Here is a 19,453-nt window from a genome sequence, read left to right on the forward strand (position 1 = left end):
CATGCTTTATAAGATTACTGGCGAGATGTATGTTACTGCTTTGGTGTATTTCCGCAGAGAAATAAACGGCAAACTAATCGAATACCACAACGACGGCAACATTATAAGGTTTGTAATTTATGAAACCGAGGAACCCATTGATCCTGAAATACTAGAGAGATATGGGCTTAACGCCGAACTGATCACCAACTTAAAATGAGCGCTCGTTAAAAAAGAAAAACGGCTGTAAGTAGGATATATTTACTCCTTTTCAGCCGTTTTTAAAATATCTGCATGAAGGGAGGAAAGAGACGCAGGATAATAAGCCTGCGTATCGCTATTATGTTGAAAAATAAACTTATCAAAGGTTTATTCATTCTTTTGTTTATGTTATCAAGTTTAATGTCGCCGCTTTTTACTTTGGAAGCGAAAGCAGCTACGGTTAATATCCCGGTTACTAGAGATAAATATGAGCATTATAGACTAAATGGAACCCATTTGGGCACTTATAACTCGAACTGGCAAATATCGGCCTATGCAGAATGGACAATGTATGGAGGTTATAATACATATAGTACAACTTATACTAGAAATTATGCTTCTTTTAATTTGTCGCTGCCGGATAATATAAAAATAACTAGTGCTTATCTTAAATTATATATGTATCGTGACGATGGTTATGAAAACGCATATAATGGTTCAGATTACAAAAAATGGTTATCTATTTACAATGATAATTTTTACGATCTACCTACATCGTATACGTGGTATTCTATAAATGTTCTTGATTGGTTCGGCGATTATTTCGGAGGAAATCGTTCATATAGCAAATTTTTTGATGTTAGAGCTAACGTTTCGTCAAATAAATTTACTGCCCTTACTTTTGGATCTTATCTTTACACAGCCAATCAATACCTTGAGATCACATATCAATATGTTCCTTCTACTCCTCAAATATCCTCTCCGGTAGCAGGTAGTAATAATAAAACCAATGTTACACTAACTGCAAATAGTTCTGTAACCGGCGGTGGCACTATTTCTTACCGTTGGCAGTACTCATTAGACGGTGCAACAAATTGGCAGGACATAGTGACTACTACATCTACTAGTTATAATTGGAATATTCCGACATCCATACCTGATAATTCAAGTATTTATGTTCGGTGTATGGCTACGGCTAATGGTGTAAGCAGCAACTGGTCCAGCATAATCAGGTTCAACAAAGCGGACGACCCGGCCATAGCAGCAAAACTGGCTGCAGAAAATGCCGAACAGAAAGCGATAACTGCTTCAAAAGCTGTCGAAGCATCATCCAAAGCCACAGAAGCCCGCAATCTTGCCGAGCAAGCCGTCCAGCAAACAATATACAACGGCAAAACCGCAGCCCAGTGGGCGGCAGAAGCTAGTAACCAGCCGCCAACAGTAACGGCATGGTGGGGAAACAACAAAAGCATAACATCTTCCTCAGCCGAAACATTGTTTTTGGACATTGACGACGAATTGTCCGTAGAGCAACTAGTTTATTCGGTAAGCAGGAATAGTTCCGTGATAATTTCCAACAAACCTGTGCCATTGAGCCAACAAGTTAATATATCTTTGGCTAACGGACTAAACAATGTGAAAATCACAGTAAAGGACCCGTTAGGCAAAATTGGAACAGCGGTGTTAAAAATATGGAAGAAATAAACAAGGAGGTTTTTTGTGTGGAAAAGGCCCTCGACAAGCGTTGTATTGACTGCAAACACTACGAATTTCCAAACTGCAATCTCAAAAAAGCAAAAGTACCATACAATACCTATGCCGAGGGGTGCTATTTTTTTGTTCTTAACGCAGGCGAGCAAAAACAGCAGAAAAAGAAGGGGGTGGATAGATGATTAAAGACCTGGAGAAAGGCCAGAGCATCATCGGTTACTTTGCCGTAAAAGACATAGCTGAAAAAGAAACCAAGGAACAGAAAAAGTACCTGGACCTGACCCTGGTAGATTCAAGCGGCGAAATTAACGCCAAAGTCTGGGACATATCCCAATCCTTGCTGGGCGAAATGCCACAAAAAAGCGAAATAGTCAAAACCGACGCAAATGTAGAAGAATACAAAGGCGTGCTCCAGTTAAAAATCAACAGAATCCGCAGGGCCAAAGCAGACGACGACTACGACCTGGACGCCATCATCCCGAAAGCTCCGGTGCCGGTAGAAAAGATGTATGCGGTACTGTGCCGGTTCATCGAAGCCATTTCCAACGACAGTTTAAAACAAGCGGTGGCAAAAATCATCGAAGAACACAAAGAAAAAATCATGTACTATCCAGCCGCCAAAACCAACCATCACTCATACATGGGGGGGTGGTTGCACCATACAACGACCATGCTGTTGGCGGCGGAGCGGTTATCCACGTTGTACCAGGTCAACACGGACCTTTTGTATGCGGGAATAATCCTGCATGATATTGGCAAACTATACGAATACCAAGCCGACAATACGGGGTTGGGAACCGAATACAGCCTTGAGGGGGAACTGTTGGGCCACATAGCCATAGGGATACGCATTATAGAAAGGGCTGAAGGGTTGGACGATGAGCAAAAACTTCTGTTGCAGCACATAATCCTTTCGCATCATCAAAACCCGGAGTGGGGGAGTCCCAAGCGGCCCATGCTGAAAGAGGCGGAACTGCTGCATCACCTGGACATGATCGACTCCCGCATGAACGATTTTTTAAAAGCAGAAAACCAAACCCAGCAAGGCTGTTTGACGCCAAAAATATTTCAATTGGACCGAAAAATATACTGCACCGGTTAAACTCATTTTAAACGAGCGTTCATTTGACAAAATCTACAAAAAAAAGCAAAAAAACACAAAAATAATCTTCACAACCATGCTAATGTTTGCTAAAATAAAATCAGCAGCGGCAGAGAGTTGCGGCTCACCTCCTTGCTCTTTGCCGAAGCCGCCGGACCTGGTCGGAGCGTATGGTGCCGGTGAAAAAATGCCGGGGCTCACCCCCTTTGGCATATATCTAAAAAGCCTCCCCAAAGGGGCTTATTTTTTTTATTCCCAAATAGAGAAAGGGGTGATGAATCATAATCGACATATTGGGAATGGTGCTGGCAATCGCAAGCGGGATAGGGGCGGTCAAATACCGGCACTTGCCGTATATAATCCCGTTGTTTTTGTTCGCCATATCCTGCTACATGCTTATATACCGGACATTAATCGCAAAATCCAGGCTTAGCTTTCTCTATTCTCCAGCCCTTTTACTTTCGCTGGGGTGGATGGCCTTGAAACATGCGGAAAGCCAATGGGGAAAGGACAGCGTATTGTTGGCCTTTTTTCAATTTCTGCTTATACTTATGTCCTTAGTTGCCGCCTTTTTGCACCAGCGAATATACCGGCGGTTCAATCCGGTCACAACCAGGGGTCTGGAAATCTACACCAAAGCCAGTCCTATCCAGAAAAGTCCTTTTCAAAAACTAAAAAACCTGTTCAAAAAAAGAGATGCAAAGAAAATCGACCTGATTGTGTTCGACCTTGGAGAAGAAATCGAATTCAAAAATAAATGAAAAAAAAAGAGGTGATGCTGATTGCCGAGACTAATGTGGGGCGGTGAGGACGTATTCACCCACACCATCATAGTCGGTCCTACCCGGTGCGGTAAGACATCGACCTTAATAAAGCCCTTGATCTACCAAATACTGATGGCCAAAGCCCGGGGCTACAAATGCGGGCTGAGCGTTGTCGAGCCCAAAGGCGATGTGGCCAAATTCACAGTAGACCTGGCCCGTGAGTTGGGAATGAAAGCCTACCATTTGGACCCTGCCCTGGAAGCCCCGGAAGAAAGCGACCGGGTAAACCTGATGAAAGGGCCTGCGGACGATGTGGCGGAAGCGACAGTGGCAGTACTGAAGAGCATGTTCGGGAAACAGGAAGCCTTTTTCCAAACCGTACAGGAGCTTACGGCCAGGAACTTCATAAAACTGTTGAAAACCAACCACGGTGACAACCTGGACATGATAAGCGTATTAAGAGCCTTGCGGGACGAAGAAATCCTCAAAAAAGAAACTTTGCTCCTTGAACGAAGCGGTGCAGACCCGGACCTGCACAGTTTTTTCGTACACGAGATGAAGGGGCGGACGGGAGACAAATGGCGTGAATTCTCGTTGGGCTTGCGGGCCCAGCTTGAGAATCTTTTTTCCAACAGCCACCTGAGTCCCATCATCAACGGGGACACGGGATTGAACCTGGACCAGCACATGGCGGAAGGGGGCATACTGGGAGTAAACACGGCTTTGGGTAAACTGAGACGGTCCGGGGACGCCTTTGGCCAATTCATCACCATGCACTTGCAGTCGGCGGCTTTCAGGCGGCCGGGGACCGAGCGGACCAGGATACCCCATTACCTGATCATAGACGAGATGTCCCGGTACATAAACCCGGACACAGAGCGGTTTTTGTCAATAGCGGCCGAATACCGGGTGGCAGGAATCTTTGCCCTGCAATCTTTTTCTCAGTTAGAGATTTCCACAGGTGACTTGTCGGGCAAATCCATCAGGACGGCCATACTGACCAACTGCCGGAATAAAATATCCTTTGGCGGATTATCCAACGAAGATGCCGAATATTTTGCCAAAGAGCTGGGCAAGGACTGGGAGATGAGGCGGGAGAACACCTACGCCGGGGACGTGTTGGCCGACTTTTTCCCCAAGACATACAGGGACACCGAAACCGAAAACTACCGGATCAGGCCGACGGACATCCAGGACGGGCTGCCCAGGTTCCATTTCATCCACAAGCTGACCAGGGAAGGGCATCCCTGCAAGCCGGGCATCGCTGTAGGGGCTTTTGTTCCGGACGATTGGCGGGAGCGGGCCCGGGAACTGACCAAAAAACAGGAAGCCTCAAAAAGCCGGGGCTTTTTTTCATTCTGGAAAAAAAACAAAGAGACCCCGCCGGAAATGGGGCTGGTGCGGGCAGACACCGTTCCCGAGCGGGACGTTCCGGAACAAGCCCAAACTATCCGGCCAGCACCCGAACCGCCGCAAACAAACGACCATTCAAACAGTTTAACCAACGACCATTCAAAACAACAAACAGAAAAGCCGGAACAGATCCGGCAGCAGGCAAAAACCGGGTCCAAATCCCAAACTCCTTCCAGCCCTTCCGCCCAGGGCACCAAAAAGAAAATCATCGTCAATCAGAAGATAAAAACTGACAATGACAAAAAAGCCGAAGAACTAAAGAGGCTGAATGACAACTTTATTTAAACCATCCTTCCCTTCAAAAACATCGCCAGGCTGCAAATTTTTGCTTAGAAAACGAGAAAAAGGCTCATGAATAAAAATATCCAAAAAGCCAATTAAAGCAAAACAAAAAAAGAATTTCAAAATATTTCAACAAAAATAAAAATTATTAATCAAAAAGGAGATGTGAGAGTATGGATTTCTTGAAAAAATTCATTGAAGGTTACGATGAGCAAAAAGCCTTGGAGTTAATGGCGGAACGGGATTATTGGCAGGATGTTATTCGTGCCGAACAAAACAAGCTGATAGTGCAGGAACCCCTGGCCGGGATTGAGACTCATTACGACGTTCCCTGTGCCATAACCTACATCGGCAACATCAAGGGCATAATCCCCATCTACGAATTCGGCATCAACAAAGAAAACCATGTAAACACCAGAGATGATTTAAAAGACAAAGAAAAGATAGCCAACAGCTACCGGTTTTTGCGGTCCTTGTCCGGCCAGAAGATAGCCTTTATCGTCAAGGGATACGACAAGGCGTCGGGACTGTTCACCGCCAGCCGGAAGGAGGCTTTGGATTGGATGAAGAAACGCACCGAAGAAGAACTGATGCCTGGAGCAAAGACCCTGGCCGTGGTAAGGAACGTAAACCCCTACCGGGCCATAGCGGACATAGGAGGTATTCCGGCCATTCTGACCTCAGCCGAATACCAGCACGGGTGGACTGACGACTTGAGCGAGCATCTCCAGGTGGGAGACCACATCATGGTTAAAGTTTTGAACTTCGACAAGGAAAAAGGCCGGGCCGTCATCAGCCGCAAAGCCTTGATACCCGATCCGTGGGAGAACCTGGAACTGCGGGAGAAAAGCGAATACATGGCCGAAATAACCGGTGTGAGGGAAAAAGGTTGTTATTTCAGAATAAAAACCAAGAACGGCTATGTGGACGGATTCCTGCGTCATCCGAGGCACGAACTTTTAAACAGGGGTGACAAGGCCCTGGTGAGGATACTGGACATCAATCCTGAGAAACGCACCATATTTGGTTTATATTTACGGCCGTTGAAGGTTAACTAAAAATACGGGGCTTTCGTCCTGAAAGCCCCGTATAACTAAAAACTATAACTGAAAACCAAAAAAAGAAAAGGGGGAACATCCTTGTTTCCGACAGAAGCGAAAATAGAATGGAAGCGGGTGCCGTCCAACCACCTGTCAGAACACTCGCACCATACCTTGCGGGAAGAAGAAAAGCACCTGCTTAAGCTGCTTGCAAAAACCGGGATCGTATCCGGCGGACAGGTCCAGGCCCACGGCATCCTGGGCCAATCCGAAAGAAAATCAAGAAGCCTTTTAAATCGCATGTTTTATCAGAAAAAAATCATCGAACATAAATTGAGTACAAGCAAGAAGGAATACAAAATATATACCCTGGGGCCTGTGGGAGCCAAACTCGTGAATGTGCCTTATGCACCCGACTACTGGTACTTTTACAAAGAAAGTGAAGCAGTGCAAAGAATCATGGCCTTTGATCTATATTTACAGATGTGCAGGTATTTCGGGACCGATGTGGAAATAAAACCGGGAGAACCCCCTTATGTTTACACATTTTCAATTGGTGTCAAAACATATAAAATAGGGGCGATATGGGACAACTTGACAACTTTCGTTGAAACATACAGGTGGAATCCTCCCGAGGACCGGGTGATTTTAGTATGCAGTGATCTTTCATCAATAAGCAGCCTTATTCAGTATTTCGAAGAACATACACCCATCAGGGCTGCAACATGTCAAGACTTGAGGCAAGGACTCGTTATTTACAAGCCGGGCAAAAACGGCTGGGAAAAATAAGAAAAAGGGGGTTTTTCATGGAAACTGCCGCAACCAAGAACTACCTGGCATTATCCTTTGGCTGCCTTTCCCCGACAAGGGGGGAGGAATACCTGCTGGACCAGATCAAAAAGAAACACGACTTGTGGAACAAGCTGGTTGAAAAAGACCGGGAACACAGGGAAAAAGTGCGTCAAGTCATGGTTTTTGAATCAGAAACGACAAAAAAAATCAAAGAACTGGAGGAAGAACTGAACTCATTAAGGGAAGAAATTAAAAACCAAAGAAAAACCAAGCGGACGGGAAAGGTTGACTTGACAGACCAGAAGGCCAGGATTGAGGAAATTAAGCCTCAACTTAAACAACTCAAAGAGAAATTCAAAGAAGAACGCTCGTTTATTTTTGAGGCCCGCAAGCAGGAGCTTGCCCAACTGGAGAAGGAAAGGTGGGCGGTCGTCAAAGAATTGGGAAAGGGAAGCGGGTTGTATTGGTGTAACCTGGAGGATGTGGTGAACAGTTACGATATAGGCCGCAAAAAAGCCAAAGCTGCGGGCGGGGAAATGCGATTCCATCGTTGGGACGGCACTGGTAAAGTCACGGTCAGGTTCCAGAAGGGCCTGCCTGTCAATGAAATGTTTTCCTGCACCAATAACCTGCTGCAAATAGACCCCGTGGATAAAGACGCCTGGTACAATCCGGTCCGGGCCATCCGCAGGAAAAAGAGCCGGACCAGGGTCCGCCTGCGGGCCTGTTCCGAAAACAAAAAGCCGTTGTTTATTGAACTGCCTGTGGTTTTGCACCGGGAGATACCGGAAGATGCCCTGATCAGGACCGCCTCCGTCATTAGGGAAAAAGTTGGCATGAGATACCGGTACAAACTCAACCTGGTTCTGGAAATTTTGGGAGAAAACACAAACAGAATCCTTCCAGCCCTGGAAGGCACAGCGGCCATTGACCTGGGTTGGCGAACGGTCAAGGACGGGCTTAGGGTGGCTTGTCTTGTGGACGACAAAGGCCACAGCGAGGAACTCATCCTTGACAACGATGTTCTCCATGAGTTTAATAAAATAAAGGACCTGCAATCAATAAGGGACAACCTGTTCAACGAAACAAAGGCGAAACTGATGGAATTGTTAAAAACCCTGGAACTTCCCGATGAAGCGAAAGAAAGAACAAGCCATATGGCAAACTGGCGTTCACAACAAAAAATGCTGAGACTTCACCAATACTGGCGGGAAAACCGGTTGCCCGGCGATGATGAGGTATGGGAAGTTTTGGAATATTGGCGTAAACGGGAAATTCACTTGTACGAATGGCAGGAAAATTTGCGGGATCAGGTTCTTCGCAGAAGGAAAGAAATATACAGGATATTTGCGGCCAAAATAACCAGGAAGTACAAAACCATAGTCCTGGAAGAATTCACGCTGAACAAAACGGTTCAGAAACCCAACCCCGAAGAAGGCCCGGCAGGAACATTGCCTGCAAACAGGAACAGGTTTATAGCGGCAATATCCGAATTCAGGAACGAATTGGCCAATGCTTGTCGGAAAAATCATGTGGAATTCACATATGTGCCTGCTGAAAATACAACAATAACCTGTCATAAATGCGGGCACAAGGAAAAATTCGATGCGGCGGCTCAGATAATACATACATGCAGCACATGCGGGGAACTATGGGACCAGGATTACAACGCAGCGAAAAACCTGTTGGCTTTTTCGCAAAAGGGCGGGGTAAAATAAGCGGTATTTGTATTTGCGAGAAAAAACAAAACAAAAAAACCGGAAACACAGGCAAAACAAGGTTTGTGTTTCCGGTTGCAATGCCTAGCTCAGAGGTTTAAAGACTGAGACGAAAATGTATTTGCAGAAGAAGAAAACTTAAAATCTGTGTTGCAATGCCTAGCTCAGAGGTTTAAAGACTGAGACGTCAAGAACGTACCAGGAGAAATACTCACAGACCACCTGTTGCAATGCCTAGCTCAGAGGTTTAAAGACTGAGACGCTCATAAAATCTCTGAATTTATCTTCTTTATCTTGAGTTGCAATGCCTAGCTCAGAGGTTTAAAGACTGAGACCTGGTCGCTCTTGTGGGGTACAATATGGTCAACCACGTTGCAATGCCTAGCTCAGAGGTTTAAAGACTGAGACTTTCCGACTACCTTCGCGCTGTGCTGCTGCCAGTCTATGTTGCAATGCCTAGCTCAGAGGTTTAAAGACTGAGACATATGATGGCATATAAACTAAACCGGTCCGGATTTTTGGTTGCAATGCCTAGCTCAGAGGTTTAAAGACTGAGACGTTGGTTTATCCAGTCAAACCATTGCCGGTTACGTTTAGTTGCAATGCCTAGCTCAGAGGTTTAAAGACTGAGACAAAGCGATATTGGAGTTGGAGATGCCGGAGAGTTGCGTTGCAATGCCTAGCTCAGAGGTTTAAAGACTGAGACATTTGTTTCGTTTTGCAGTTCTACAGCCTCATGGATAAGTTGCAATGCCTAGCTCAGAGGTTTAAAGACTGAGACAATCAAACGGACAGGAGGTAAGCTGGGATGAAGAATGTTGCAATGCCTAGCTCAGAGGTTTAAAGACTGAGACGATATAAGAACCCGTAATCGAGGAATGTGAACGTTCGCGTTGCAATGCCTAGCTCAGAGGTTTAAAGACTGAGACGACTAGAGGGTAGTGACAGGGGTAAATTAAGATATGCGTTGCAATGCCTAGCTCAGAGATTTAAAGACTGAGACTGATATGGTGTAAGTCTGTAATCCCATACCCACACTTTAGTTGCAATGCCTAGCTCAGAGGTTTAAAGACTGAGACGGCCGATGATAACTGCCAATGAACGTTCATTCCAGAATTGTTGCAATACCTAGCTCAGAGGTTTAAAGACTGAGACAAAATAATAACTCTAAGCATCAAATCTCAGTTTCTAGAGCAGTTGTAGTGCTTAGCTCAGGAGTTGATAAACTGAGACGAAGCAAGATCGACATCACCAGTATGTACCAGCTTTAGGTTGCAATACTCAGCTCAGGAGTTAAAATACTGAGACATTAGTTCTGTGGTCTCCTTTTTTTTCGGTTGTAAGCTACAATACTCAGCTCAGGAGTTAATACACTGAGACTTATAACCACATAGTCCAGGCTGCCCTATACAATTCCCGTTACAATACTGAGCTCAGAAGTTGGTGAACTGAGACCCACTCCCTTGCCAGGAGCCGATCGGCTAATGCCTAGCTCAGAGGCTTCAAACTGAGACTTGAACTCGCAGCCTATAGTTGAGGATCATGCCGCCGCATCCTCTCCATTTTAACGGCCGATAAAGTCAAGCCCTTGCAACAGGTTTATAAAAGTGTTATAATAAACACGTAATATGTTTTTTATCGCATACCGCCTGCTTGCGGAGAGCGAGTGTATTGTTTAGAGTAATTTTTTTATTTTAAGATTTCGAAAAAAGAAGAATTTTAAAAGCCTATTTTAGCCAAAAAAGGGTAAAATAGGCTTTTTTATTTTCCCTTGCAGCAAACGCCCAAAACCAACGGGCGTTCAAATAAAAAATCTAAAACGAGGAGGTGAAACCCGGCTTAAGGCCGGGGCAATTCATGTCAATCAATGTTCCCCAAGAACAAAACGTGGCGGCAACCCTTCACCCTCAGCAACTGCCAATGGAAGTATCGCCGTCAAAACTGGTGGCAATGCTGTCACCAGAGGACAAAAAAACAATCATGAGTCTGTGTATGCCCAAAAACGCCACGGACTCTGAGCTTGCACTATTTTTATACAAGTGCAAGCAGATGGGACTGGATCCGTTAAGTAAAGATCTAGTCCTTCAAAAATGGACCAACAAAGACGGAACCGTAACTCTTAATTTCATCACTACCCGAGACGCTTTGCTTAAAAAAGCAGAGCAGAATCCCAACTACAATGGGATCAATTCCGGTGTGGTGAGGGAAGGAGACGAGTTCCTCGTGGACACCGAAAAAAGTGTTGTCAGACACACTTTCGGTGCCAAACGGGGAAAAATTTTGGCGGGCTGGGCCGTAGCCTACCATAAAAGCAGGAATCCGGTCATAGCCATCGCCGATTTTGAGGAATATTTTAGGGCCAACGCTTCGTCACCGGTATGGCAAAGCGTGCCGTCCGCCATGATTCAAAAAGTGGCGGAGGTAATGGCCCTGAGAAAACAATTCCCCATAGTACAGGGAGTCTACACCAGAGAAGAACTGCCTGTCGGGGAAGAAGCGGAAGCCGCAAGAGTTGTTGATGTTGTTGCAGATGCGGTCGCAGCAATCGAAGTAACTCCTGAGATGGTGGAAACAACAATGGTGGAGACAACAGAGGAAACAACAACCCAAACAAAAAGAGAAAAGGACCCGTTGATCCACATGACACCGCCACAGCAACAGTCTCAACAACGGCAACAACCTCAAAAAGAACAGCAACCGCTGCAACAGCAACAACCAGAAACCAGCCCCCAAGATGCCTACAAACTGTTGGCAGTCAACACGGGGCGGTCCAGTACCGGCACTCCTTACGCCAAAGTGGGCTGTGTTTCGCCGGACGGTGAAACAAAGGTCCTGCTGGCAAAAGGGGAAGAAGGGCTGGCAATGGTGGCCAACCTGAAAGAGGGATGTTATTTCAAGGCCCAGACCGTAAACGAAAAGGGCTTTGAAATAATAACCTCACTGGAAGTAATATAAGGGGGCGGATGCTATGCTGCCCCCTATCAAAGAAGTGGCCTTGCATCACGGACTCAAAATGAACGACCGTTTATCCAAAAGCGAAAAAGACGTTCGTTTCAAGTGCCCGTTTTGCAGCCACAAATACCAAAAAAAGAAATACCACCTCTCGTTAAACACCAGGGACAACGTGTTCAAGTGCTGGAGCTGCGGGGAATCGGGAGGAGTACTGAAGTTCATAGCCTTACTGGAAAACACTTCGATAGAAGAAGTAAAAGCAAGGTTATTCGGAAGCACTCCCAATATTCAACTTCATCCAGCCGAAAAACTCACTCCGGGCCAGCTCAAGGAAATAGGCTTTGAGCCAATTAACTGGAGCGGGCTAAGGCAGAGCAACCCTGCATTATACAGGAACACTCTGTCCTGGGTGTGGAGGGAATGGCAGCTACATGCGAGGTTTTTGAAACGTTTCGGATACATGTCTTTTCTGGCGGTAAACAGTCCGCAGGAAAGACAGGCCGTGTGCCGGGAGTATGCCCAACGACTGGGTATTGATCCCCAGTCCTTGATGATGGAATACGTCCAGGCCCGTTTTAAAAAGCCTCAACCTGAATATCTAAGAGGGGCGGAACAATTATTGGACGCCCTAAAAAAGAAAGGAGCTAAAGTGTATGCTTAATCACATTATACTAATCGGGCGTCTTGTGAAAGACCCCGACTTGAGATACACCCCGACCGGGGTAGCCGTAGGGAAGTTCACCCTGGCAGTGGACAGGCCCGTCAACAAAGAAAAAGGCGAAAAAAAGGCCGACTTTATAGACGTTATCTGTTTCTATAAGTTGGCCGAAACGGTTGCAAATAACCTTGAAAAAGGCCGCCTGGTGGCCGTGGAGGGACGGCTGCAAATACGGAGTTACGATGACAGCCAGGGGATCAGGCGGAAAGCCTCCGAGGTTATCGCCGGTAATATTCGCTTTCTCGACTTCCGGAAAGAGAACGGAAAAGGGGCTGGAGTAGAGGAAGCCTTTGAGGAAGTTCCTTTTAACGAAGAAGATATTCCGTTCTGAAAAAAGGAACAAGGGGGAAGAGAGTTATGGATACGCATAACATTCATAAGTGTATTTATAAAGTAAGCGCGGGAAAACCCCGGAATTGATTCCGGGGATGAAAGCGCATCCTCAGTATGTGAATGGGGTGAAGCAATGGAACAAGTCATCACAATCAAGCTCAAGCTGTTTGAGCCAACCCAAGCCAAACAAGAGATGTACCGAGCGATGGCGGATCGCACCACGGACTTTGCAAACCAGTACTTGGCGCTGGATAAACAGACCCGTCCCAAAACATCCAAGGAAGCCAAACAATACTCCGAACCATTGCTGTCAGCCGTACTGTGCCAGGCCATCCGGGACATCGAGGGCAAGAAGAAGGCAAAAGAATTCAAGCGGCTATGGCCTGGCTTCAACAACCAGAACTTCCGGGTGGAAAAAGAGGTATCCAAAGACGGCGGAGCCGTCTGGAAGGTATCTTTTCCCACGCTGGAGAAACGGGTCGGCGTACCGGTCATAGTGACGGAATATCAAGCCAAGCGCCTTGAGCAGCTGATGGCCGGGAAAGCCAAACAAGGCACGGCCTATCTCGTCAAGCGGGGCAAAGCCTGGTATATCCACCTGTCGCTGACTGTCACCGTTGAGGAAGAGAAAAAGCCTGAAAAGTATATGGGTATCGACTTAGGGCTAATCGACCTGGCCGTAGCAAGCGTCAATGGTCAGACCCTTTTCTTCAGCGGCGGAGAACTGGCCTACATCCGGCGGCGCTATGCGAACCTGCGGAGAAAACTCCAGAAAAAGCGCGCACACCGGGCCATAAAAAAGTTGGCGGATAAAGAACACCGGTGGGTCACAGCCGTAAACCATCTCATCAGCCGGAAGCTAATCGACATGGCGATCCTCCACGGCGCAACCGTCATCCGCATGGAAGACCTGAGAAGCGCACGGTGGACCAAAAGCCAGCGCAAAGAGCAGCGGCAGGACTCAGGGCGGAGCCTGCACAATTGGCCTTTCTACCAGCTTCAGGAATTCATCGGATACAAAGCAACACTGGCAGGCGTCAAAATAGAACGGGTTAATCCTGACCTTACCAGCCAGACCTGCAGCCGGTGTGGAGAGCGGGTAAAGAGCAGGCCAAAGAGCCGGTGGTTCACGTGCCCAAGGTGTAAAAAAAGCAAGCACATCGACGCAAACGCCGCCGACAACATAGCCCAAGCCATCAGCGGACTGGCGGCGTAACTTAGCAGCCTGGTAACAGGGCTGCCGCCCGGCGGGGTAGGGAGCAAGGGATCTCCTGAACCAGCCGGGGCGGGCCGGTTGGCACGGCCCAGCGGGTGAGCGGATGAAGGGCGGCAGAAATGTACGCACGGACGCGAAACCCAACCGAAACCTGGCGCGAACCGGAAACGGAGCGTAAATCCAGGGAATCCCCGTGTTTTAACGCGGGGAGGATGTCAAGGGCACCGGCTTTTGCGGGGCCTTTGCACTTGTTCGAGGAAGAAACCAAAAAAGATATTCAAAAAGTCCCTTTTGCGTTTGTGGAAATAAAGGACTTTTTGAAGAAGATTTCTTAATTAAGAAAAAAGGAGGTGAAGCCCCGGTTAAACCGGGGCACAATTATGGGTAAAGGCAATTACATTCCTGTAGGATACGATGTGGCCGACTACGGCGGCTATTATGTAGAAATCGACTGGGACGATCCCCTTTTTTACGAGGACCTTGTGTCCACTGTAAAAGAAGGGCTAATGGCCCGGTTTGCCAGCTTCTATGAGGTTAACGATTGGGCCTACGGGGGTAAGGTAATACTCCAGAACGCCATCGCCAGGGTTGTTGTGGCCGACAACGAATATTCTTTGGCGTTGTATGTGGTGGTTCCGGATACAGAGCGTTATCGCTATCCGGAACTTGGCAAAAAGAACCTTCCAAAATACCTGGAAGGTTTAAAAGAAGTGCTGTTGGCCAACTATCCCGGGAAAGTGCGTTATCGTACCGGGCCTTGGACCAGTGGAGTTTTAAGGGCAGCCGTTTAGGTTGCCCTTTTTTATTAAAGAAAAGGAGGAATAAAAATGCCCGATTACTACCTTTTGACAATAAAAATTAGCAGAAGTGATGTGGTAGAAGCCTTAATGGCGGCAGGAGTTGAGCCAACTGATAGCAACATAGAGCAATTTCTAAGCGAGGAAATGGATACAATCAGGGAAGAAATATCCCAACAAATATGCGATATAGTTGCTGATGTTGCTATTGGACGTTATAAAGAGTTTTAAACATGAATACATTTTCCTTCTCAAGACTCAATTTATATCAAACCTGCCCCCGAAGGTTTTACTACAAATATGTTTTAGAGTTGGACGATCCGCCCGGCGAAGCGGCCATACTGGGCAAAACGGTCCATAAAGCCATCGAACTTGTTTTAAACGGTCGTTCATTCGATGACGCTGTACTGACCGCCTGTATGGAAGAAGCCGAGCTTATGCTGGACAAACAGGAAATCGAGAGGATGGTACAGACAGCCATGAACACACTCCCAATGTTTCCGGGAAAACCGACGGGGGTAGAACAATACTTTCTTGAGAAACTGACAGAACAAAGCGAACTTTTCCCCGGAATGGTCATACCGGAAACAAAAATCCAGGGTTACATAGACCTGGCATACAAAAACCGTACCTTGCCTGCAATTTTGGATTGGAAAACCAACCGCCAGCCCTATCCCGTAAACCACACCTGGCAGATACCTTTATACGCCTCAATCATTATGGAGCAAGAAAAGGCGGAAGCGGTGGAAGGCGTGCTGGTATTCCTGCGGACCGGCCAGATATTTAAACAAATAATTAGCAAGGAAATGGCAAAAATGGCAATGGGATGGGCAGCAAGATTGGCAGGAGAAATTAATATAAAGCTGTACCACCTGAACACAGACAGGGCTGATCCTTTGGCATCATTTAATTCCCAGCCTTCCACAGCCTGCGGTCATTGTCCTTGGAGTTATCTTTGCCTGAAAACGGACGAAGATAAGAAAGTCTGTTAGAAAGGGGGATTAATGCGACATTCCTCTCCGGGATGAATTCCGGGGCCACCCTGTCGCAAGTTTTTTTGTGGCAATTAAAACTTTTTATGGTTCTTTTGAGATCGCCTGGGACCTTCCGGGATATGAGCGGGGAACCGTAGTCGGGTGAAGCCTCTGGGCGGATTTTGATAGATTTTGATTAGGAGGGACGATTGCCATGCAAAACCTGGAAAATATAAAAATCGTAACAACAACGGAAACCCTGGAAAATTTCTTATTGCCTGTTGGTGAAAAGGTAAAAATAATAGCAAACAGACAGAACAAGAAACCTAAGTCCGCAGGTGAGGAAGTGTGCACAATAACGGGCCGCATAATCGCCTGTGACAAAAGGCATTTCACAATCCGGATGGAAAACACCAACTTGCGGGAATCTTTTCTCAAGATTGATGTAATCCTCGGACAAGTGAAAGTAAAAACTGCATCATAAGCCCCTTAGTAGGGGCTTTATTTTTTCTTGCACTTGCGTTATAATATTTTCAAGTATTTATTGTTATTACCAAGCCGCCTGGAACAATACCCTTGCGGCAAGGATGTTTCTAAGTTTATGTTTTTTCAAAAATAAAGCAACTTGTAAGCTAAACTTACAAGTTTGCGGCAAAAAAGCGTTATTAAAAGCCTATTTTACTTGTATTTTCAGGTAAAATAGGCTTTTTGTTTTAAAAAATAAAAAAAGGAGGAAGAAAAAATGTTAAAAAAAGCCATCAGATGGGCCACAAAGAAACAGCCCGAAACAAAAAAACCAAACAAAAAACCCGTTCGAGACGGGTTCAAGAAAGGAGGTGATGCCCGGTGAAAACCGGGGCATCTATGTCAATTAATATTATACCAAAAACTCTCGATGAGGCAATACATATTGCCAATGAAATCGAGAGATACGAGGGTGTCTTAAAACAGCTCAAAGACGCTCTCAAAAAGTTCGTTGAGACCAACGGTGCCGTCAACACCGGAGAAAAAATCTGGGATATGTTCCCTGTAGTTAGCTGGGACGTATCTGACTCCCGACTGTTGGCCGAAAAAATTTTCGATAAAGGGGCCAATCCCTGGGAATTCCTTAAGGTTGACATCAAGACCGTACTGAAGAAAGGTATCCTGTCTGAGCAAGAGCTTTCGCAGCACGGGGTTAACCAAAAGGTGTATAAAAGATTCGATGGTAAAAAATCAGATTCTATGATTACCACTACCAACAGTGGCAGCGAAAGCAGTGTTGCATAACTACATAACCATGTTCAGAATGCGGAGGAAAGGAAAGTGAGGTAAAATGTCTGAGTTTAATTGGAGTGTAAGTGTGCTAACGAAAACCAGCAAGAAAACCCGAAGCAACGGGAGAGGGGGGCGGATTAGAGAAATTGAGTTTAGGGGCAAAAGAAAGGATAACGGAGAGTGGGTTTATGGATATTACTACAAAGATGTTGAAGGAACATCAATTCTCTATCTTCGCCCTGATGGAAGTCTTGACCGTAAAAAAGTTATCCCAAAAACAGTAGGACAATATATCGGATTAAAAGATAGACACAAAAAGAAGATATATAAGGGGGATATTATTAAGGTTTATGATTTTCTAGCCATTGTTGAAGATGACCACATAACACAAATGGGAAATATAAAAGACTTTTGTTTTTCTTTTGATACAATGGCTGAAATTGAAAAGGAAATTGAAATTATTGGAAATATCTACGAAAATCCAGAACTATTAAATACTGCCCTTTGAGAAAATCTTTGATGCCAGGGCTAAGGTGATAACATGTTAAAAATGCGCAGCAAAGGAGTTGTTATGTATGGATTTAGAAAGAACTTTATCGAGTGGTATACACGCAAGGGCCGCCGCCGAGAATTTTATTAAGACAACTACAAAAGTAAGGTTTATCACTGAGTTGGAAGCAGATATAACCAATAACGAAGAGCTACCTGATGATGAAAGACAGATATCGCTTTCGCTCTACAATGCGGATGCCTCATGTGGAATGGGCGTTGTGAGAACAAAGAATGTGAGTACCATTGGCATCAGATGGAAGATGATGAGGAGGATGAGTAAAGATGGGTTGGAAAGTTGCATCATTTGATGACTTCGCTTATGCTTGCCACTATTTTACTTCGAAATACAGTGTGAACAATGGGTACTGCTGCACACACCCAATGCAAGAGGAAGTTGAAAATGATGAAAACGGTATCCAACGTGGAATGTGCTTTTGCTGGAGCTGTCCTCTTGGCATTGAACCGGACGAAGAAGACTTTTGCAATCCGGATGTTGATTGGAACGGAATCACCCGGGAAGATTGCACAAGTTCAATTAGTGGAGAGTTTTCAGTCGATGGAGATTACATCATGGTCAATACCGGAAAAGATGCGTCAGAAGACGAAAAGATTGCTTGGAGAAATTATGAAAGACGAATTAACCGATATAATCCGGACTGGAGGGAGAGTGAGTAGATATGGCTCATAAAGACTGGTGCGGAAAACCTTGCTGTGATTGTAAATTGCCATGCTCGCTTGACGAGAGTATGGCTTGCTCCCCAGATTGTGAGCTACTGATACCGGACGGGAGCAGAATGAAGGATAAATGCGAAGAATGCGGATGTGATGCATATGCATCAAATGAAGGAGGGATTTAGATGTTTTTCAAAGATTTTGTCTAAAACATCAAAAGAAAGGATGATTAGGTTGATTCAAATAGGAACAAGGGTCGGAGCAATATGCGATGCTGACGAAGAAGTTAATCTTTTCGGTTACGGTATTTATGTAGGCGAGGAGATTCCCCCAAAAGGTGTCACTTTTCTCGGTATAGACTTAAACTCAATTGGTCGAAAAAACCCAAAAATTGTACTCGATAATGGTGACATCGTATGGGGCTGCCAATGTTGGTGGGGACCAGAGGAAGAAATAAAGCAAGCTATAGGAGGTCGAAAAGTAAATATCGTTCCAGTCCCCTCTATTAAATAAAATTAAAGCGAAAGGAGGTGCCCTGACGGGTGGGATGCTTGCCCGTCAGGGCGGCATCCTTTACTCGCCAGGCAAACATGTCACAATTATCACAATTACCAAAAATTGTAAAATACAAAATACAATTAGTTAGAGAATCAGAGTTTCCGTACACTCTTTCCGAAGTACAATACAAAAATTTGTCGCCTCGGGATGCATACGAGTTGATAGAAAAAACGCTTAGGCTGTCCCTAGAGCCAAAAGAGAATTTTGGCATACTAACCCTGGACATCAAGGTAAGAGCGATTGGATTACACATCATAAGCATTGGCAGTATAGGTTCAAGCGTCGTCAGTCCCAGAGATGTCTTTGCTGCAGCTATTCTGAACAACGCCGCAGCAATAATACTATTCCACAATCATCCTTCGGGAGACCCCACTCCCAGTTCGGAGGACATAAAAGTAACAAGGAGTCTCTGTGACGCCGGAAAAATAATGGGCATCCAAGTATTGGATCACATTATAATCGGCGAAAACAGATACGAAAGCCTAAAGCAAAGCGGATACTTTTAACTTAAAAGGAGGTGAACGCCCCGGTTAAGGCCGGGGCAGATTCATGGCACAAAAACCAAAAATTGGGGCAAACCTTCCCCACATGAGATTTTGCCAGGATTTCCGGCGGTCTAACATGTCCGGGTTCCACGGCAAG

Annotated in this window: 24 protein-coding genes and 1 CRISPR repeat array; of the genes, 23 read left to right on the top strand and 1 reads right to left on the bottom strand. The window is 45.7% G+C overall.

Annotated features, from left to right (window positions below; translation table 11 throughout):
• Position 1 precedes the first annotated feature (1 nt).
• The 4 genes from BR63_RS03245 to BR63_RS03260 all read left to right on the top strand — a co-directional run bounded on the left by BR63_RS03245 (position 2) and on the right by BR63_RS03260 (position 2,773).
• Positions 2–199 carry a hypothetical protein gene (locus BR63_RS03245; RefSeq protein ID WP_034423040.1) on the top strand — a complete coding sequence of 66 codons (198 nt, stop codon included), beginning with the start codon at positions 2–4 and terminating at the stop codon, positions 197–199.
• A 122-nt stretch (positions 200–321) separates the two neighbouring features.
• Positions 322–1,665: a hypothetical protein gene (locus BR63_RS03250; protein ID WP_034423043.1), complete on the top strand. Its 1,344-nt coding sequence runs from the start codon at positions 322–324 to the stop codon at positions 1,663–1,665.
• Between the two features lie 17 nt (positions 1,666–1,682).
• Positions 1,683–1,853, top strand: a complete 171-nt coding sequence (locus BR63_RS03255) for a hypothetical protein (protein WP_153802100.1) — start codon at positions 1,683–1,685, stop codon at positions 1,851–1,853.
• On the top strand, positions 1,850–2,773 hold the full coding sequence (locus tag BR63_RS03260) for a 3'-5' exoribonuclease YhaM family protein (protein ID WP_034423044.1): 924 nt from the start codon (positions 1,850–1,852) through the stop codon (positions 2,771–2,773). The genes BR63_RS03255 and BR63_RS03260 overlap by 4 nt, the downstream gene beginning before the upstream one ends.
• A 33-nt stretch (positions 2,774–2,806) precedes the next feature.
• On the opposite strand, the gene BR63_RS03265 is transcribed toward BR63_RS03260, so the two are convergent.
• Complete coding sequence (locus tag BR63_RS03265; RefSeq protein WP_034423045.1) at positions 2,807–2,986, bottom strand: hypothetical protein; 180 nt, start codon at positions 2,984–2,986, stop codon at positions 2,807–2,809.
• A 266-nt stretch (positions 2,987–3,252) separates the two neighbouring features.
• Between BR63_RS03265 and BR63_RS03275 the strand changes: the two genes are divergently transcribed.
• From BR63_RS03275 to BR63_RS03365, 19 genes are all read left to right on the top strand, one after another.
• Positions 3,253–3,534 carry a hypothetical protein gene (locus tag BR63_RS03275; protein WP_034423046.1) on the top strand — a complete coding sequence of 94 codons (282 nt, stop codon included), beginning with the start codon at positions 3,253–3,255 and terminating at the stop codon, positions 3,532–3,534.
• A gap of 21 nt (positions 3,535–3,555) precedes the next feature.
• Positions 3,556–5,235, top strand: a complete 1,680-nt coding sequence (locus BR63_RS03280; protein ID WP_153802102.1) for a type IV secretory system conjugative DNA transfer family protein — start codon at positions 3,556–3,558, stop codon at positions 5,233–5,235.
• 170 nt (positions 5,236–5,405) lie between these two features.
• Complete coding sequence (locus tag BR63_RS03285) at positions 5,406–6,290, top strand: S1 RNA-binding domain-containing protein (RefSeq protein ID WP_034423047.1); 885 nt, start codon at positions 5,406–5,408, stop codon at positions 6,288–6,290.
• A gap of 81 nt (positions 6,291–6,371) precedes the next feature.
• Positions 6,372–7,061, top strand: a complete 690-nt coding sequence (locus tag BR63_RS03290; protein ID WP_034423048.1) for a hypothetical protein — start codon at positions 6,372–6,374, stop codon at positions 7,059–7,061.
• Positions 7,062–7,078: 17 nt separating this feature from the next.
• A complete protein-coding gene (locus BR63_RS03295; protein ID WP_034423049.1) occupies positions 7,079–8,782 on the top strand; it encodes a zinc ribbon domain-containing protein in 1,704 nt (567 codons plus the stop codon).
• Between the two features lie 74 nt (positions 8,783–8,856).
• Positions 8,857–9,937: a CRISPR direct-repeat array (repeat unit 37 nt; unit sequence GTTGCAATGCCTAGCTCAGAGGTTTAAAGACTGAGAC).
• A gap of 702 nt (positions 9,938–10,639) precedes the next feature.
• Positions 10,640–11,737: a phage recombination protein Bet gene (gene bet, locus BR63_RS03300; protein WP_034423050.1), complete on the top strand. Its 1,098-nt coding sequence runs from the start codon at positions 10,640–10,642 to the stop codon at positions 11,735–11,737.
• A gap of 13 nt (positions 11,738–11,750) precedes the next feature.
• On the top strand, positions 11,751–12,395 hold the full coding sequence (locus tag BR63_RS03305) for a CHC2 zinc finger domain-containing protein (protein WP_034423052.1): 645 nt from the start codon (positions 11,751–11,753) through the stop codon (positions 12,393–12,395).
• Entirely contained in the window at positions 12,388–12,783 is a 396-nt protein-coding gene (locus tag BR63_RS03310) for a single-stranded DNA-binding protein (RefSeq protein ID WP_034423053.1), read from the top strand. Before BR63_RS03305 ends, BR63_RS03310 begins: the two co-directional genes overlap by 8 nt.
• A gap of 135 nt (positions 12,784–12,918) precedes the next feature.
• A complete protein-coding gene (locus tag BR63_RS03315; RefSeq protein WP_034423060.1) occupies positions 12,919–14,001 on the top strand; it encodes an RNA-guided endonuclease InsQ/TnpB family protein in 1,083 nt (360 codons plus the stop codon).
• A 380-nt stretch (positions 14,002–14,381) separates the two neighbouring features.
• On the top strand, positions 14,382–14,792 hold the full coding sequence (locus tag BR63_RS03320; RefSeq protein WP_034423061.1) for a hypothetical protein: 411 nt from the start codon (positions 14,382–14,384) through the stop codon (positions 14,790–14,792).
• A 36-nt stretch (positions 14,793–14,828) separates the two neighbouring features.
• A complete protein-coding gene (locus BR63_RS03325; protein ID WP_034423062.1) occupies positions 14,829–15,029 on the top strand; it encodes a hypothetical protein in 201 nt (66 codons plus the stop codon).
• Between the two features lie 2 nt (positions 15,030–15,031).
• A complete protein-coding gene (locus tag BR63_RS03330) occupies positions 15,032–15,790 on the top strand; it encodes a RecB family exonuclease (protein ID WP_034423065.1) in 759 nt (252 codons plus the stop codon).
• A gap of 196 nt (positions 15,791–15,986) precedes the next feature.
• Positions 15,987–16,256, top strand: coding sequence for a hypothetical protein (locus tag BR63_RS03335; RefSeq protein WP_034423066.1), 270 nt, complete (start codon positions 15,987–15,989; stop codon positions 16,254–16,256).
• Positions 16,257–16,618: 362 nt separating this feature from the next.
• Positions 16,619–17,041: a hypothetical protein gene (locus tag BR63_RS03340; RefSeq protein WP_034423068.1), complete on the top strand. Its 423-nt coding sequence runs from the start codon at positions 16,619–16,621 to the stop codon at positions 17,039–17,041.
• Positions 17,042–17,114: 73 nt separating this feature from the next.
• A complete protein-coding gene (locus BR63_RS03345; protein WP_051965860.1) occupies positions 17,115–17,537 on the top strand; it encodes a YopX family protein in 423 nt (140 codons plus the stop codon).
• 67 nt (positions 17,538–17,604) lie between these two features.
• Positions 17,605–17,889, top strand: coding sequence for a hypothetical protein (locus BR63_RS03350; protein ID WP_034423070.1), 285 nt, complete (start codon positions 17,605–17,607; stop codon positions 17,887–17,889).
• Complete coding sequence (locus tag BR63_RS03355; RefSeq protein ID WP_153802103.1) at positions 17,864–18,256, top strand: hypothetical protein; 393 nt, start codon at positions 17,864–17,866, stop codon at positions 18,254–18,256. The genes BR63_RS03350 and BR63_RS03355 overlap by 26 nt, the downstream gene beginning before the upstream one ends.
• Before the next feature lie 156 nt (positions 18,257–18,412).
• Entirely contained in the window at positions 18,413–18,766 is a 354-nt protein-coding gene (locus tag BR63_RS03360; RefSeq protein WP_034423074.1) for a hypothetical protein, read from the top strand.
• 77 nt (positions 18,767–18,843) lie between these two features.
• On the top strand, positions 18,844–19,317 hold the full coding sequence (locus BR63_RS03365) for a JAB domain-containing protein (protein WP_034423120.1): 474 nt from the start codon (positions 18,844–18,846) through the stop codon (positions 19,315–19,317).
• Positions 19,318–19,453 lie beyond the last annotated feature (136 nt).

The sequence above is a fragment of the Thermanaerosceptrum fracticalcis genome (genome assembly GCF_000746025.2).
GTDB lineage: Bacteria > Bacillota > Peptococcia > DRI-13 > DRI-13 > Thermanaerosceptrum > Thermanaerosceptrum fracticalcis.

Coding starts and splice junctions, on each gene's coding strand:
- BR63_RS03245 (WP_034423040.1), top strand. CDS start 2: ATGCTTTATAAGATTACTGGCGAGATGTATGTTACTGCTTTGGTGTAT.
- BR63_RS03250 (WP_034423043.1), top strand. CDS start 322: ATGTTGAAAAATAAACTTATCAAAGGTTTATTCATTCTTTTGTTTATG.
- BR63_RS03260 (WP_034423044.1), top strand. CDS start 1,850: ATGATTAAAGACCTGGAGAAAGGCCAGAGCATCATCGGTTACTTTGCC.
- BR63_RS03265 (WP_034423045.1), bottom strand. CDS start 2,986: ATGCCAAAGGGGGTGAGCCCCGGCATTTTTTCACCGGCACCATACGCT.
- BR63_RS03285 (WP_034423047.1), top strand. CDS start 5,406: ATGGATTTCTTGAAAAAATTCATTGAAGGTTACGATGAGCAAAAAGCC.
- BR63_RS03295 (WP_034423049.1), top strand. CDS start 7,079: ATGGAAACTGCCGCAACCAAGAACTACCTGGCATTATCCTTTGGCTGC.
- bet (WP_034423050.1), top strand. CDS start 10,640: ATGTCAATCAATGTTCCCCAAGAACAAAACGTGGCGGCAACCCTTCAC.
- BR63_RS03305 (WP_034423052.1), top strand. CDS start 11,751: ATGCTGCCCCCTATCAAAGAAGTGGCCTTGCATCACGGACTCAAAATG.
- BR63_RS03310 (WP_034423053.1), top strand. CDS start 12,388: ATGCTTAATCACATTATACTAATCGGGCGTCTTGTGAAAGACCCCGAC.
- BR63_RS03315 (WP_034423060.1), top strand. CDS start 12,919: ATGGAACAAGTCATCACAATCAAGCTCAAGCTGTTTGAGCCAACCCAA.
- BR63_RS03320 (WP_034423061.1), top strand. CDS start 14,382: ATGGGTAAAGGCAATTACATTCCTGTAGGATACGATGTGGCCGACTAC.
- BR63_RS03325 (WP_034423062.1), top strand. CDS start 14,829: ATGCCCGATTACTACCTTTTGACAATAAAAATTAGCAGAAGTGATGTG.
- BR63_RS03330 (WP_034423065.1), top strand. CDS start 15,032: ATGAATACATTTTCCTTCTCAAGACTCAATTTATATCAAACCTGCCCC.
- BR63_RS03335 (WP_034423066.1), top strand. CDS start 15,987: ATGCAAAACCTGGAAAATATAAAAATCGTAACAACAACGGAAACCCTG.
- BR63_RS03350 (WP_034423070.1), top strand. CDS start 17,605: ATGGATTTAGAAAGAACTTTATCGAGTGGTATACACGCAAGGGCCGCC.
- BR63_RS03355 (WP_153802103.1), top strand. CDS start 17,864: ATGGGTTGGAAAGTTGCATCATTTGATGACTTCGCTTATGCTTGCCAC.
- BR63_RS03360 (WP_034423074.1), top strand. CDS start 18,413: ATGCATCAAATGAAGGAGGGATTTAGATGTTTTTCAAAGATTTTGTCT.
- BR63_RS03365 (WP_034423120.1), top strand. CDS start 18,844: ATGTCACAATTATCACAATTACCAAAAATTGTAAAATACAAAATACAA.